Origin of the sequence: Paraburkholderia largidicola, from assembly GCF_013426895.1 — a bacterium.
In the GTDB taxonomy this organism is placed as follows: Bacteria; Pseudomonadota; Gammaproteobacteria; order Burkholderiales; family Burkholderiaceae; genus Paraburkholderia; species Paraburkholderia largidicola.
In genome coordinates, this window is record NZ_AP023174.1 from 2,962,807 (window position 1) to 2,975,370 (window position 12,564).

Here is a 12,564-nt window from a genome sequence, read left to right on the forward strand (position 1 = left end):
GGCAACCGAGGCAACCGAGCCGGCCGGCGCGCCGCCACGGCGGCCAGAAGCCCCGGCCCGCCGTGGCGGCGGCCGCCCGGCGGGCTGCCCGAACGTGCCTCCGCGCGGCGGGGTCATTCTTGCCGCATCGCCACAATGGAAGTAGGCTTGTGGCCTTTCTTCACCGACCAGGGAACAGCAATGATCGTGTTCGTCACCGGCGCGTCCGCAGGGTTCGGCGCCGCTATCGCCAGGGCTTTCGTCAAGGGCGGCCATCGCGTGGTCGCGACCGCGCGCCGCAAGGACCGCTTGCAGGCGCTCGCCGACGAGCTCGGCGAAAACCTCCTGCCCTTCGAGCTCGACGTGCGCGACCGCGCAGCCGTCGAAGCCGTCCCCAACGCCCTGCCCGCCGACTTCGCCGCCGTCGACGTGCTCGTCAACAACGCCGGCCTCGCGCTTGGGCTCGAGCCCGCCCAGCGCGCCGTGCTCGACGACTGGACGACGATGATCGACACCAACTGCATGGGTCTCGTGCAGGTCACGAGGGCCTTTCTGCCGGGCATGATCGAGCGCAGTCGCGGGCATGTGTTCAATCTGGGGTCGGTGGCGGCCATGTACCCGTATCCGGGCGGCAACGTGTACGGCGCGACCAAGGCGTTCGTGCGCCAGTTCAGCCTGAACCTGCGCGCCGACCTGCACGGCACGCCTGTCCGCGTAACGGACATCGAGCCGGGCCTGTGCGGCGGCACCGAGTTTTCGAACGTGCGTTTCCGCGGCGACGACGAGAAGGCTGCGGGCGTCTATCAGAACGTCCAGCCGCTCACGGCCGAAGACATCGCCGATTCGATCTACTGGATCGCGACGCGCCCCGCGCACGTCAACATCAATACGATCGAACTGATGCCTGTCGCGCAGTCGTTTGCGGGCCTGAACATCCACCGCGGCTAGGTTTCACGGGCGCGCCGCGTCGACAGGATCGTGCGGCAGCGACGCGGCACCCGTCGTGCAGGTCGAACGCAACCGGACACGAAAGTGCCCAAAAATGCGGCGCGCTTTTGCGTTCCGGTAAAATGCGCGCCATGAATATGTCTGACAGTCAGTCCGGCGCGCCAATCGGCTTCATCTGGCCGATTCGCGTGTATTACGAAGACACCGACGCCGGCGGCATCGTGTTTTACGCGAACTACCTGAAGTTTTTCGAGCGCGCGCGCACCGAATGGCTACGCGCGTGCGGCGTCGATCAACGCAAGCTGGCCGAAGAATCGGGCGCGCTGTTCGTCGTGCGCAGCACCGCGCTCGACTACCTTGCGCCTGCCCGGCTCGACGACATGCTGCGCATCGTCAGCCGGATCGAGCGGCTTGGCCGCGCATCGGTGGATTTCGCTCAGGAAGCCTGGCGCGACGACACGCTGCTGGCAACGGGCACGATCCGCGTCGGCTGTGTCGACTCGAAATCGATGAAGCCGGCCGCCATTCCTCCGCCGGTTCACGCCGCGTTGCGGCGCGAACCGGGCCCCAGCGTGTCAACGGCAAGTATTTGAGCGTCGTTGTTAGCTGGACAGTGAACTCGTAACGGTCACAACAAGACCAAGCATGGTTCGGCGAAGAGTCCGCCGAAGCTTCCGGTTTGCCAACCAATTGCCAACCAAACGCTTCGACTCACCTTGCAGCCGGACGCCCCACCCGGGACGTTACAACGAACCTCTATGAACACTACACAAGATCTGTCGATCATTTCCCTCGTTCTCAATGCGAGCCTGCTGGCGCAGGCAGTGATGGCGCTGCTGTTGCTGCTGTCGCTGATGTCGTGGACTTTCATCTTCCGCAAGTGGTTTGCGATTCGCCGCGCGCGGGCGCAGACTGAACGCTTCGAACGCGATTTCTGGTCGGGCGGCGACCTGCAGGCGCTGTATCAGAGCGCCGCGAACAACCGTCACACGATCGGCGCGCTCGAACGTATTTTCGAGTCGGGCATGCGTGAGTTCCTGAAGGGCAAGGAAAAGCGCCTCAACGATCCGGGCGCGATTCTCGACGGCGCGCGCCGTGCCATGCGCGCCGCGTTCCAGCGCGAAATGGACGTGCTCGAAGCCAACCTCGCGTTCCTCGCATCGGTCGGTTCGGTCAGCCCGTATATCGGTCTGTTCGGCACGGTGTGGGGCATCATGAATGCGTTTCGCGGCCTCGCGAACGTCCAGCAGGCTACCCTCGCGAACGTCGCGCCAGGCATCGCCGAAGCGCTGACGGCAACGGCCATCGGCCTGTTCGCCGCGATCCCCGCCGTGGTCGCCTACAACCGCTACGCGCACGATATCGACCGCCTCGCGATCCGCTTCGAAACCTTCATCGAAGAGTTCTCGAACATCCTGCAACGTCAGGCCCATTAAGGAGTCCACGATGGCCGGTTCAGCCCGTTCCAGCATGCGCGGCAGCCGCTCGCGCCGCGCGATGGCCGACATCAACGTCGTCCCGTACATCGACGTGATGCTCGTGCTGCTCGTGATCTTCATGGTGACGGCCCCGCTCGTGGCGCCGTCAATCGTGAACCTGCCGACTGTCGGCGGCGCCGCGCCGCAGCAGCAGACCCCGCCTGTCGTCGTCAACATCAAGGCGGACGGCAACATGAACGTCAAGTACAAGGACGACGCGGGCGCGACGCAACAGGAGACGATGACGCAGGCCGATCTGCGCAGCTTCGTCACCGACCGTCAGGCGTCGCATCCCGACCAGCCCGTCGTGATCGCCGCCGACAAAACCGTCAAGTATGAAGTCGTGATGAACGTGATGTCCGACCTGAAGGCTCGTGGCGTCAAGCGCGTTGGATTGCTCGTCAAATCGCAATGACCCGCCAGAAAAACGCCTACCCGCTTCGACCGCCGCGCGAGCGCGGCACGTGGCGCGCGTTCGCGCTCGCCGCGCTGATGCACGTGCTGCTGGGGTTCTTCCTGTATCACGGCATCCATTGGCAGAACAGCACGCCCGCGGGCGCGGAAGCCGAACTGTGGACGGAAGTGCCCGACGTGCCGACGCCGCGCGTCGTCGTGCCGCCGCCCGTCCCCGTCAAGCCCGCGCCACAGGTCAACGACGAACAGGCCGATATCGCGCTGCAGGAAAAGAAACGTAAGCAGCAGGAAGCGCAGCGCCAGGCTGAAATCGCCGAGCAGCAACGTCAGCAGAAGCTGCAGGCCCAGCAGGAAGCCGAGGCGAAACGCCAGCAGCAGCTCGCCGCCGACCAGGCCGCGGCAGCCGCCGCCGCGAAGCTCAAGCAGCAACAGCAGCAACAGGCCGACAAACTCAAGCAGCAGCAACTCGCCCAGCAGAAGCAGGAGCAGTTGAAGAAGCAGCAGGAAGAGCAGAAGGAACAGCAAAAGGAACAGGAAGCGAAGCAGGCGCAAGCCGACGCGCAGGCCAAGGCCGACGCGGCGAAGGCCGCCAAGGCGAAGGCTGCGGCCCAGGCCGCCGAAGCCGCGAAGAAGCTCGATGCCGAGCGACGCCAGCGTCTTGCCGCGCTGCAAGGCGTTGCGGGCGGCGAAGGCTCGACGGGCAACGGGCTGGCGAAGAGCGGCACGGGCACGGGTTCGGGCGGCAATTCCACGTCGCCGGGCTATGCGGAGAAGGTCCAGCGCCGCGTGCGTCCGAACATCATCTGGTCCGGCGATACGTCGGGCCTGCAAACGGTCGTCTCCGTGCGCTGCTCGCCGACGGGCACGCTGCTGAGCGCGACCGTCACCCGCAGCAGCGGGAACCAGGCGTGGGACGACGCCGCGCTGCGGGCCGTCCAGCGGTCGGATCCGATGCCGCAGGATATCGACGGCAAGACGCCCGGCAGTTTTACGATCACGCTGCGTCCAGCCGCCTGACGCAGGCGTTTCCGATTCGCACGCTGTCGCATGCGGACCGGGAACGAAATCTGCGTAGGTCGGTCTGTTTGTAGTCGTGAAGTGTTAGTAATTCGTTTTTGGGGAACCTATACAGAATGAGTTTGATGACCAAGCTAGGCCTGCGAGCGCTGGTAGCGTCGTGCCTGATCGCCGCTGGCGGTGCCGCCCATGCACAACTCAACGTCCTCGTGACGGGCGTCGGGTCCACCCAGTTCCCGATCGCCACGGCAAATTTTGCCAACGAGGCCAATTCTCCCCAGCAGATCAGCACGATCGTCCGCCAGGACCTTCAGCGCAGCGGTAAATTCACCAACATCGACGCCGGCAGCGCGCCCGTTTCGGAAGGCGATTCCGTCGATCTCGGCGCCTGGAAGGCCAAGGGCGCGAATGCGTTCGTGGCGGGCAGCGTCACCAAGCTGCCGAACGGCCAGTATCAGGTGCGCTTCAAGCTGTACGACACCGTCAATCAGCAAAGCCTCGGCGGCCTCGAACTGGTCAGCCCGGAAAGCGGCCTGCGCATGAGTGCGCACAAGGTGGCCGACTACATCTATGCGAAGCTGATGGGCGGTCGCGGCGTGTTCGCAACGCGTCTGTCGTACGTGATCAAGACGGGCAACCGTTATCAGTTGCAGATTTCCGACTCGGACGGCCAGGACGCGCACATCGCCCTCTCCAGCCCCGAGCCGATCATCTCGCCGGCATGGTCGCCTGACGGTACGAAGGTCGCATACGTGTCGTTCGAAAAGAAGAAGCCGATCGTCTACATCCACGACCTGCCTACGGGCCGCCGCGTGGTCGTGTCGGACCAGAAGGGCAACAACAGCGCACCGGCGTGGTCGCCTGACGGCCGCACGCTCGCCGTCGCCCTGTCGCGCACCGGCAGCACGCAGATTTTCGCCGTCAACGCCGACGGCAGCGGCCTGCGCCGCCTCACGCAAGGCAGCGCCATCGACACCGAGCCGTCCTACTCTCCTGACGGCCAGTCGATCTACTTCACGAGCGACCGTGGCGGCCAGCCGCAAATCTACAAAATGCCGGCCGGCGGCGAGTCCGCGGGCGGCGCGCAGCGCGTGACCTTCACGGGCAACTACAATACGAGTCCGCGCGTGAGCCCGGACGGCAAACAGCTCGCTTACATCTCGCGCACGGGCGGGGGCTTCAAGCTGTATATCCAGGATCTGGGGTCGGGCGTCGCGACGGCGCTCACTGACACCACACATGACGAATCGCCGAGCTTCGCGGCGAATGGTCAGTACATTCTTTACGCCACTCAGGTGAACGGCCGTGGCGTGTTGGCCGCAGTATCGACAGATGGTCGGACGCGGCAGGTCCTGTCCGTTCAGGGAGGCACCGTACGCGAGCCTTCCTGGGGCCCGTTTATGCAATAACACACAAGGAGAGTGAAGCATGATGTCCAAACTTCGTATCGCGTTTGCCGTGGGTATGGTTGGCGCGCTGGCTGCATGTCATTCGGGCGTGAAGCTCGACGAAAACGCCAACAAGGGTGGCGCGACGGGCGCGCAGCCTAACCCGAACGATGTCGCTACGGTGAACGTCGATCCGTTGAACGATCCGAACAGCCCGCTGGCCAAGCGCAGCATCTATTTCGACTTCGACAGCTACTCGGTCAAGGACGACTACCAGCCGCTGCTGCAGCAACACGCGCAGTATCTGAAGAGCCATCCGCAACGTCACGTCCTGATCCAAGGCAACACCGACGAGCGCGGCACGAGCGAATACAACCTCGCACTCGGCCAGAAGCGTGCTGAAGCTGTTCGCCGCTCGCTGTCGCTGCTGGGCGTTCCGGATTCGGAAATGGAAGCTGTGAGCCTGGGTAAAGAAAAGCCGCAGGCCACGGGTCATGACGAAGCGTCGTGGGCGCAAAACCGCCGCGCGGACCTCGTCTATCAACAGTAATAGGTGACAAGCCGTATGACGCACCGTTTCTCCTGGCTGCGCATGGCCGCAGCCGCCTGCGTCGCGGGAACGGCCGTGATGGCCCTGCCCGCGCACGCTGGCATGTTCGACGACGATCAGGCTCGCCAGGCGATTCTCGATCTGCGCACCAAGACCGAGAGTCTGTCGAGCCAGTTGTCGGCGGCTCAACGCACGATCCTCGATCAGTCCAACCGTCTCGACCAGCTGAACCAGCAGGTCGCGACGCTGCGCGGGCAGAACGAGGACCTCGCCAATCAGGTCGCCACGTTGCAGAAGCAGCAAAAGGACTACTACACCGACCTCGACGGTCGTCTGAAGAAGTTCGAGCCGCAGCAGCAGACCGTCGATGGCGTCGAGGGCTCCGTGCAACCGGGTGAAACGGACGCGTTCAACGCGGCTTCGCAGCAGTTCCGCAACGGGGACTTCAAGAACGCGGCGACGTCGTTCCGCAGTTTCATCACGAAGTACCCGCAAAGCCCGTATCAGCCCACGGCGCAATACTGGCTCGGCAACGCGCTTTACGCGCTGCGCGACTACAAGGGCTCGACGGCCGTGTGGCAAGGCGTCGTGCAGAAGTATCCGCAGCATCCGCGCGCGCCGGAGGCATTGCTGGCCATCGCGAACAACCAGCTCGAGCAAGGTCAGAAAGCCGCCGCGAAGAAGACGCTCGAACAGATCGTCGCGCAGTACGGCGGCTCGGATGTCGCGCAGTCGGCGCAAAGCAAGCTTTCGCAGATCAAGTGACGTGTGGTGTCCGGCACGAGCCGGGCGTCATTGAAGTTCGTTTGCTGAATGCAGTAAAACGCGCAGTGTCGACGCTTCAATAACCGATGCGCGCGCCTCTCGCCGGAAAGCCCGGGACTTCACCGTTCCGGGCTTTTCTTTTGAGTGGATTGCTTGCTGGCTGCCCGCCATCGGTTGACACGTTTTGGCGCGGCCGATATAATTCCGCTTCTCTTTTGGGTCGTTAGCTCAGCTGGTAGAGCAGCGGACTTTTAATCCGTTGGTCACAGGTTCGAATCCCGTACGGCCTACCAAAAGATTCAAAGGGCTTAGCTTCGGCTAAGCCCTTTTCATTTCTGGCGGCAATTTCGTCATGCAAATTAACCGTCGCCATTCAGCGCCTCTACAGTCGTCAGCGGTGCCGCGTCAACATATTGGCATCGGCCCGGCTACTCGCAAACGCCGCCATTCCACACGAAAAAATTACCCATCCCGAGTTTTATTTTCATTAAGGCTACGCCAAAATTACTGCATCGATTCAAATTGCAAACTTCATTCCGGCCAATAAAAATCCTTAATTAAATCCGAATGTCACCTGCAAACAATATGTTTTTAGAGTAGTCGTTGCACGACATCCAACACTTCAATTTCCGCCTTAAACCCTTGCCTGGCCTGCACCAGACACATGCATCGCAATAACGGGCGCGCACCGTTTCAACCTTGTCTCAATCGGGATTCAGCCAAAATAGTGTTTTCCCGACAATAAACCCTTCTCCATAGTCAATTTCAGCCAATTAATCCGCGTAAGCGAATTGTCTACTGCATAATTCAACCGGCCTTCAATCATCAGCGCATCTCTAACCTGAAAAGGGTTGATCCGGTGACCGACAAATTGCTTACCGATTGGAGTACTGCGTCGCTGGGAAAAAGCACGGCGGCCGCCGACAAGCGAACCGTGTTCTACGTGCAGCCGTTGATCGCCCACTACCGGATGGAGGTCGTCGAGTCGCTGAACCGGCTCTTTTCCGTCAAGCTTTTTGCCAGTTCGGCAGGGATGGAATCGAACGGTTTTTCGCGGGAGAACCCCGCCTGCGAGGAATTCGTCGAAACGCAGATCAGCCACGTTTTCTCGCCGGGCATCAACATGCAGCGAGAAGTCGTCGGAAGAATCGTGCGCGAGCGCCCCGCTGCCGTGCTGATGTTCGCGGACATCCGCTACCTGTCTCTCTGGCTCGCGCTGATGGCCGGTCGCGCGATGCGCATTCCCGTCCTGATCCATGGTCAGGGCCTATACCGGCATGAAGACGACGTCGGCATGATCCGCACGCTGTGCTACCGGATCGCCGTCGCACTGTCGACACAGTACATCTGCTACACCGAGGCGTCCAAGCGTTCGCTGGAAAGCGTCGGTTGTCCTTCCGGGAAACTGATCGTGGCCGATAACTCGCTGACCGTCGAACACACCGTCGCTCCCGCCGAAAAGTCCGGCAAGGAAACGGGCATCCTGTTCCTTGGACGGCTGCGCGACGACTCGAACGTCGGCGCGCTGATCGAAGCCGTCGGCCGTCTGCGCAGCGAGGATCACCAGATCACGCTGCATCTGGTCGGCGGCGGCAAGCACGGCGCGCAGCTCAAGCGCGTGTACGGCGACCGGGACTATGTCATCTGGTACGGACCCGTGTTCGACGAGAGCCGCATCGCGGCGATCAGCCGGTTTTGCCGTATCGGCTGCTATCCCGGCGCAGCGGGGCTGAGCGTGGTCCACATGTTCGGGCTGAGCCTGCCGCCGCTCGTTCACGACGAGCTACAGCGGCACATGGGCCCGGAACCTGGCTATGTCGAAGAAGGCAGTACGGGGTTCTTTTATCCGCGTGAAGGCGGCGTCGATGCGCTCGCGGATACGCTGCGGCGCGTCTGGACGATGTCGCCTGAAGCGATGCGCGCAGCGAGCGTCGCCGCTTATTCGAAGTATCAGCAGCTGAATTCGCCGACACTCGGAAGAAGACTGGCCGAGATCGTTCGCGCGTCGCTGAAGCCATGACCGGTTCTTAAGCAGAACCCACACGGCATCCTTTCATCTCGTCTCGAACGGAGCAGGCACCCTAAGCCCGCGCGCCGATCACCTGCTGCGCCAACGCCAGATAACGCTGCGCCGTATCCTGCAGCGTCAAGCCCGCCAGCGACCTCTGAACCTTGGGCTGTGCCAGTGCGCCCAGCAGCGCGGCGGCGTAGGCGGCCGTATCGTCGGTATCGACGAGTTGCACGCAAGGCAGCGTCTTCGCGAACTGGAATGGCGCGATCGTGCTCGCGACGACAGGAATCCCCGACGCCAGCGCCTCCAGAAACGCAATGCTGTGCCCTTCCGAGCGCGACGGCATCGCGAACACACTCGACGCGCGCAGCACGCCGCTCACGTCCGTATGCGGACCATCCACGCTCACCCGGCCTTCGAGCCCGAGCTTTTTCACCAGATCCTGGATCGCGGCCAGATAGGCCGGGTCCTCGACGACGCCATACAACTGCAGCCGCACATCCGTCACCTGCGCCGCGACCTCGCGAAACGCATGCACCGTCTGCAACTGGTTCTTCACCGACGTGTACCGGCCGATCTGCACGATCTGCGGCGGCGTATCGCCCGTGCGCGGCCGGTCGTCGAAGGCAAAGCGCGACATGTCGACACCGTTCGGGATCATCGTCAGCAGCGGATGCGAGCCGACGCAGTCCGTGTAGTCCCGCAGGTTCGCGGGCGACACGCCGATGATTGCCCTCGCCCGTGACGACAGCACGCGCTCGACGTTGCGAAACAGCTTGCGCTCGAAATCGTTGACGGCCGAATGCATCACGTAGATCACGGGCACCTTGCTTGGCAGCGCGCGCGCATAGAACGCGGGAATCGTCGCGTGCGCAAACACGACGTCGGGCCGGAAGCGGCGCAGCACGCCCGCCAGATGCATCAGCTTGCCGGGCAGGCTCGAGCGCTTTGCCGGAAACACGCACTCGACACCGTGGCTCCCCAGTTCGCGGGTGAACGGCGCGAAGTCCGGCCGTTCGGGCATCAGCGCGGTCACGCCGACCACGCTGCCGTCGCGCTGCTGATGTATCGCGAGATCCTTCGCCAGCACTTCCGCACCCGACAGACGCGGCTCCAGCACGAGATGAAGTATCCGCATCACATCACCCGCGCCGTGCGATAGATCATCCACGCAGCCGCCGAGCTCAGGCCGACCGTCATCGCCCATGCAATACCCGTGACGCCCCAGTAATGCGTCGCGGGCGGTACGCAGGCGATCAGCACGAACACCTGGATCACCGACGCCTGCGTCGTCGCTTTCGCGTCGCCGACGGCCCGCAGATACGACACTAGCACCGCGATCAGCGCACCGATCGCCATGTTGATCACGAAGATCTTGAAGAGCGGCACGGCGGGCAGCCAGGCCGGGCCGAGGATCAGTGCGAAGAGCCAGTGCGCCGCGAGCCGCAACACGATCACGACCACCACCAGCCCCAGCGCGATCACGCCGATATAGCGCTTGAAGAGCCGCGCGGCGGCATTCGGATCGGCGCGATGGCGCGCGGCGAAGGTCGGAAACAGGTATTGCGACATCGCGATAGCGGCATCGGCGAGCAGCATCTGCGCGAGCCGCGACGACATCTGATACGCGCCGAGTTGCGCGGGTCCGAGCAGCTTGCCGACCACCACCTTGTCGAACTGGTTGAGGATCAGATTGACGACGCTGCCCGCCCAGATCCAGCGGCTAAAACCAATGTAATGGCCGATACCTGACCAGCGCAGCCGGATAGGCGGACGCGGCGACATCGTGATCCACGTGAGCGACGTCTTCAGCGATTCGCCCACGATCATCCCGAGCAGCACCGAATACGCACCCGCGCCCGCCAGCGCGAGCGCCAGCCCGCAACAGCAGTCGACGAACGCCGCCGATACCTCGATGATCGCGACATGCTGGAAACGCCGCTCGCGCTGCACGACGTAATATGCAGGCGACGCGACGCCGCGCAACAGCGGCAGCAGCGCGGCGAGCTGCAACAGCAGCAGCGCGCCGCCGAGATGGAACTGACTGTTCATCAGCGGCGCGATCGCAACGAGCGCCGCGCCTATGACCACGCCGCGGGTTGCCAGCGTGGTCCAGACGGCGCCGAGTTCATCGCGTGTCGGCGCGGCCTGCCCCTGGATCACGGCCTGCGACAGGCCCGTATCCGACATGGCTTCCGCGATCGCGACAGCGAGCAGCGCGACGCTCACGCTGCCGATCGCCTCCGGCCCGAGAATGCGGCCGATCGCGAGAAACTTGACGGCGACGAGCCCACGCATCAATACCTGCTGCAGCAGCACCCATGTGGCTGCGCTTGAACCCAGGCCTGCCCTGAACGAAAACGCCGGTAGCCTCATCGTCCGCAATGTTCTTCTCCCATGCAAAGCTGTCGACCAGAGTTGGCGCTTCAGCGCTTACTCTGGTCCCATGCAAAGCTGTCGACCAGAGTTGGCGCTTCAGCGCTCACCCCGGTCCCCGTAACCCGTTGCGCCCACATGCGAGCTGACAGACACAATCCGTCCGCCGACTCACGCACGCCGTCCCTCAAGGTAACCCGCCATACCCGCACCCGGACGCCATCTGTCAGTCAGATTCGGCAACCCGCCCCCTCCGACTGTCCGTTGTCGCCAAACAAATGGCGAAATTGTCGGTTCGCGCCGAAGACGTAATGCTAAGGTGACCGCAAGGCTGCTCCTTAAGATCGCCATGGAACGCGCAACCCATCTAGTGCCCATCGAAACCCCCATCGCTGACGCTGCGAGACTCGGCTACGTCGTCATCATCGAGCCAAATTTCACCGGGCATCGGTGGCGCTATGTCGAATGGATCGCACAGGCCTGCATCGAAGCCGGCTATCCCGTTCTCGTCGTGACAGAGAACTCGAACGAAGACCATCGCCTCGCCCGCGAGATCATGTCGGCGCGACGCGAGGACTTGCAGATCGCCTTCGTCGACACCGAAAGCAAGCGTCACAGCCGAGGCCTGAAGCGCATCAGCTATGCGCGCTTCCACGCGTATTTCAAGCTCGCTTACGACTCGGTCAAGCGCGCCGAACGCGTGCGTCTCGTCGTCGTGCCGTATGTCGATTACTTCTTTCATGCGCTGCCGCTGCTCGGTTCGCCGTTCGGCAAGACGCCGTGGATCGCGATCACGATGCGCACGACGTTCCATCATCGCAAGGTCGGTGTGCGCACGCCGGGACGGCCGATCGTCAATACGGTGAAGTCGCTGCTGTTTCGCCGCGCCGTACATACGAAAGGACTGCGCACGCTGCTGTCGATCGATCCGACGTTGCCCGAATGGGTCGGCCGCGTGAAGCCGAAACATGGCGCATCCGTCGGCTATGTCGCCGATCCGTTCCCCGATGCGAAGGCCGAAGATCCCCTCGTCGCGCGCGAGCGCCTCGGGCTCGATCCCGCGGGCCGCTATCTGCTCGTCTACGGCTCGATCAGCGAGCGCAAGGGCATCTGCGAACTCGCGGAAGCACTCGCAGGCATGAAGGACGCGCCAACATTGCTGCTCGCCGGCGAACAGGACCAGGAAGTGCGCGGCTTCATGCGCGCGTTCATTCCAATCCTGAAGCCTGCGCCCGTGATCCTCGATCAGTTCGTTTCGAACGAGATGGAGCGCGACCTGTTCTCCGCGTGCGACGTCGTCTGGCTCGGCTACAAGGGCCACTATGGGATGAGCGGCGTGCTGGTCCAGGCATACCGATTCGACAAGCCCGTCGTCGCGACGAGCGATGGGCTGATCGGCTGGTTCTGTCGCGGTGGGCAACTCGGGCCGTGCCTCGACGATCTGTCGGCGGCATCGATCACGCAAGCGCTCGGCGAAGTCGCGGCGCAATGGGAGCGCGGCGAGAAGCATCAACGTCCGCTCGATCATCTGCTCGCGCGCAACACGCTCGGTCAATTCAAGGAAACGCTGCGTCAGGCGATCACAGCGGCTGTCGGAACACGCGTCTGATCCGGCGCGTGCATCGCAGCCGCGATCCC

At 63.3% G+C, this 12,564-nt stretch carries 12 protein-coding genes and 1 tRNA gene; 11 read left to right on the top strand and 2 right to left on the bottom strand.

Annotated elements, in window-relative coordinates:
- The first annotated feature begins 180 nt into the window (after nt 1–180).
- From ydfG to PPGU16_RS13180, 10 genes are all read left to right on the top strand, one after another.
- The gene (gene ydfG / locus PPGU16_RS13135) at nt 181–927 is read left to right on the top strand and encodes a bifunctional NADP-dependent 3-hydroxy acid dehydrogenase/3-hydroxypropionate dehydrogenase YdfG (RefSeq protein WP_007584934.1); all 747 of its coding nucleotides are present in this window, start codon (nt 181–183) and stop codon (nt 925–927) included.
- Between the two features lie 122 nt (nt 928–1,049).
- Nucleotides 1,050–1,520 carry a tol-pal system-associated acyl-CoA thioesterase gene (gene ybgC / locus PPGU16_RS13140; protein ID WP_180720372.1) on the top strand — a complete coding sequence of 157 codons (471 nt, stop codon included), beginning with the start codon at nt 1,050–1,052 and terminating at the stop codon, nt 1,518–1,520.
- A 165-nt stretch (nt 1,521–1,685) separates the two neighbouring features.
- Nucleotides 1,686–2,363 carry a protein TolQ gene (tolQ, locus tag PPGU16_RS13145; protein ID WP_007584943.1) on the top strand — a complete coding sequence of 226 codons (678 nt, stop codon included), beginning with the start codon at nt 1,686–1,688 and terminating at the stop codon, nt 2,361–2,363.
- A 10-nt stretch (nt 2,364–2,373) separates the two neighbouring features.
- A complete protein-coding gene (gene tolR / locus PPGU16_RS13150) occupies nt 2,374–2,820 on the top strand; it encodes a protein TolR (protein ID WP_007733411.1) in 447 nt (148 codons plus the stop codon).
- Complete coding sequence (tolA, locus tag PPGU16_RS13155; protein WP_180720373.1) at nt 2,817–3,836, top strand: cell envelope integrity protein TolA; 1,020 nt, start codon at nt 2,817–2,819, stop codon at nt 3,834–3,836. The genes tolR and tolA overlap by 4 nt, the downstream gene beginning before the upstream one ends.
- A gap of 116 nt (nt 3,837–3,952) precedes the next feature.
- Nucleotides 3,953–5,245, top strand: coding sequence for a Tol-Pal system beta propeller repeat protein TolB (gene tolB / locus PPGU16_RS13160; protein ID WP_180720374.1), 1,293 nt, complete (start codon nt 3,953–3,955; stop codon nt 5,243–5,245).
- A 19-nt stretch (nt 5,246–5,264) separates the two neighbouring features.
- Nucleotides 5,265–5,774, top strand: a complete 510-nt coding sequence (pal, locus tag PPGU16_RS13165) for a peptidoglycan-associated lipoprotein Pal (protein WP_007584951.1) — start codon at nt 5,265–5,267, stop codon at nt 5,772–5,774.
- Nucleotides 5,775–5,789: 15 nt separating this feature from the next.
- Nucleotides 5,790–6,539 carry a tol-pal system protein YbgF gene (gene ybgF, locus PPGU16_RS13170; protein ID WP_180720375.1) on the top strand — a complete coding sequence of 250 codons (750 nt, stop codon included), beginning with the start codon at nt 5,790–5,792 and terminating at the stop codon, nt 6,537–6,539.
- Between the two features lie 217 nt (nt 6,540–6,756).
- Nucleotides 6,757–6,832 (top strand) — tRNA-Lys (locus tag PPGU16_RS13175).
- A gap of 566 nt (nt 6,833–7,398) precedes the next feature.
- Complete coding sequence (locus PPGU16_RS13180) at nt 7,399–8,559, top strand: glycosyltransferase (protein WP_180720376.1); 1,161 nt, start codon at nt 7,399–7,401, stop codon at nt 8,557–8,559.
- A gap of 61 nt (nt 8,560–8,620) precedes the next feature.
- Here PPGU16_RS13180 and PPGU16_RS13185 read toward each other — a convergent pair whose 3' ends face one another.
- Together PPGU16_RS13185 and PPGU16_RS13190 are read right to left on the bottom strand one after the other, a co-directional pair.
- Entirely contained in the window at nt 8,621–9,688 is a 1,068-nt protein-coding gene (locus PPGU16_RS13185; protein WP_180722628.1) for a glycosyltransferase, read from the bottom strand.
- Complete coding sequence (locus PPGU16_RS13190; RefSeq protein ID WP_180720377.1) at nt 9,688–10,935, bottom strand: oligosaccharide flippase family protein; 1,248 nt, start codon at nt 10,933–10,935, stop codon at nt 9,688–9,690. The genes PPGU16_RS13185 and PPGU16_RS13190 overlap by 1 nt, the downstream gene beginning before the upstream one ends.
- A 340-nt stretch (nt 10,936–11,275) precedes the next feature.
- Between PPGU16_RS13190 and PPGU16_RS13195 the strand changes: the two genes are divergently transcribed.
- Complete coding sequence (locus tag PPGU16_RS13195) at nt 11,276–12,535, top strand: glycosyltransferase (protein ID WP_180720378.1); 1,260 nt, start codon at nt 11,276–11,278, stop codon at nt 12,533–12,535.
- Nucleotides 12,536–12,564: the final 29 nt, after the last annotated feature.

Excerpts from the sequence above, each read along its gene's own strand:
- PPGU16_RS13195 (WP_180720378.1), top strand. The coding sequence starts at position 11,276 with ATGGAACGCGCAACCCATCTAGTGCCCATCGAAACCCCCATCGCTGAC.
- tolR (WP_007733411.1), top strand. The coding sequence starts at position 2,374 with ATGGCCGGTTCAGCCCGTTCCAGCATGCGCGGCAGCCGCTCGCGCCGC.
- pal (WP_007584951.1), top strand. The coding sequence starts at position 5,265 with ATGATGTCCAAACTTCGTATCGCGTTTGCCGTGGGTATGGTTGGCGCG.
- ydfG (WP_007584934.1), top strand. The coding sequence starts at position 181 with ATGATCGTGTTCGTCACCGGCGCGTCCGCAGGGTTCGGCGCCGCTATC.
- tolB (WP_180720374.1), top strand. The coding sequence starts at position 3,953 with ATGAGTTTGATGACCAAGCTAGGCCTGCGAGCGCTGGTAGCGTCGTGC.
- ybgC (WP_180720372.1), top strand. The coding sequence starts at position 1,050 with ATGCGCGCCATGAATATGTCTGACAGTCAGTCCGGCGCGCCAATCGGC.
- ybgF (WP_180720375.1), top strand. The coding sequence starts at position 5,790 with ATGACGCACCGTTTCTCCTGGCTGCGCATGGCCGCAGCCGCCTGCGTC.
- tolA (WP_180720373.1), top strand. The coding sequence starts at position 2,817 with ATGACCCGCCAGAAAAACGCCTACCCGCTTCGACCGCCGCGCGAGCGC.
- PPGU16_RS13185 (WP_180722628.1), bottom strand. The coding sequence starts at position 9,688 with ATGCGGATACTTCATCTCGTGCTGGAGCCGCGTCTGTCGGGTGCGGAA.
- tolQ (WP_007584943.1), top strand. The coding sequence starts at position 1,686 with ATGAACACTACACAAGATCTGTCGATCATTTCCCTCGTTCTCAATGCG.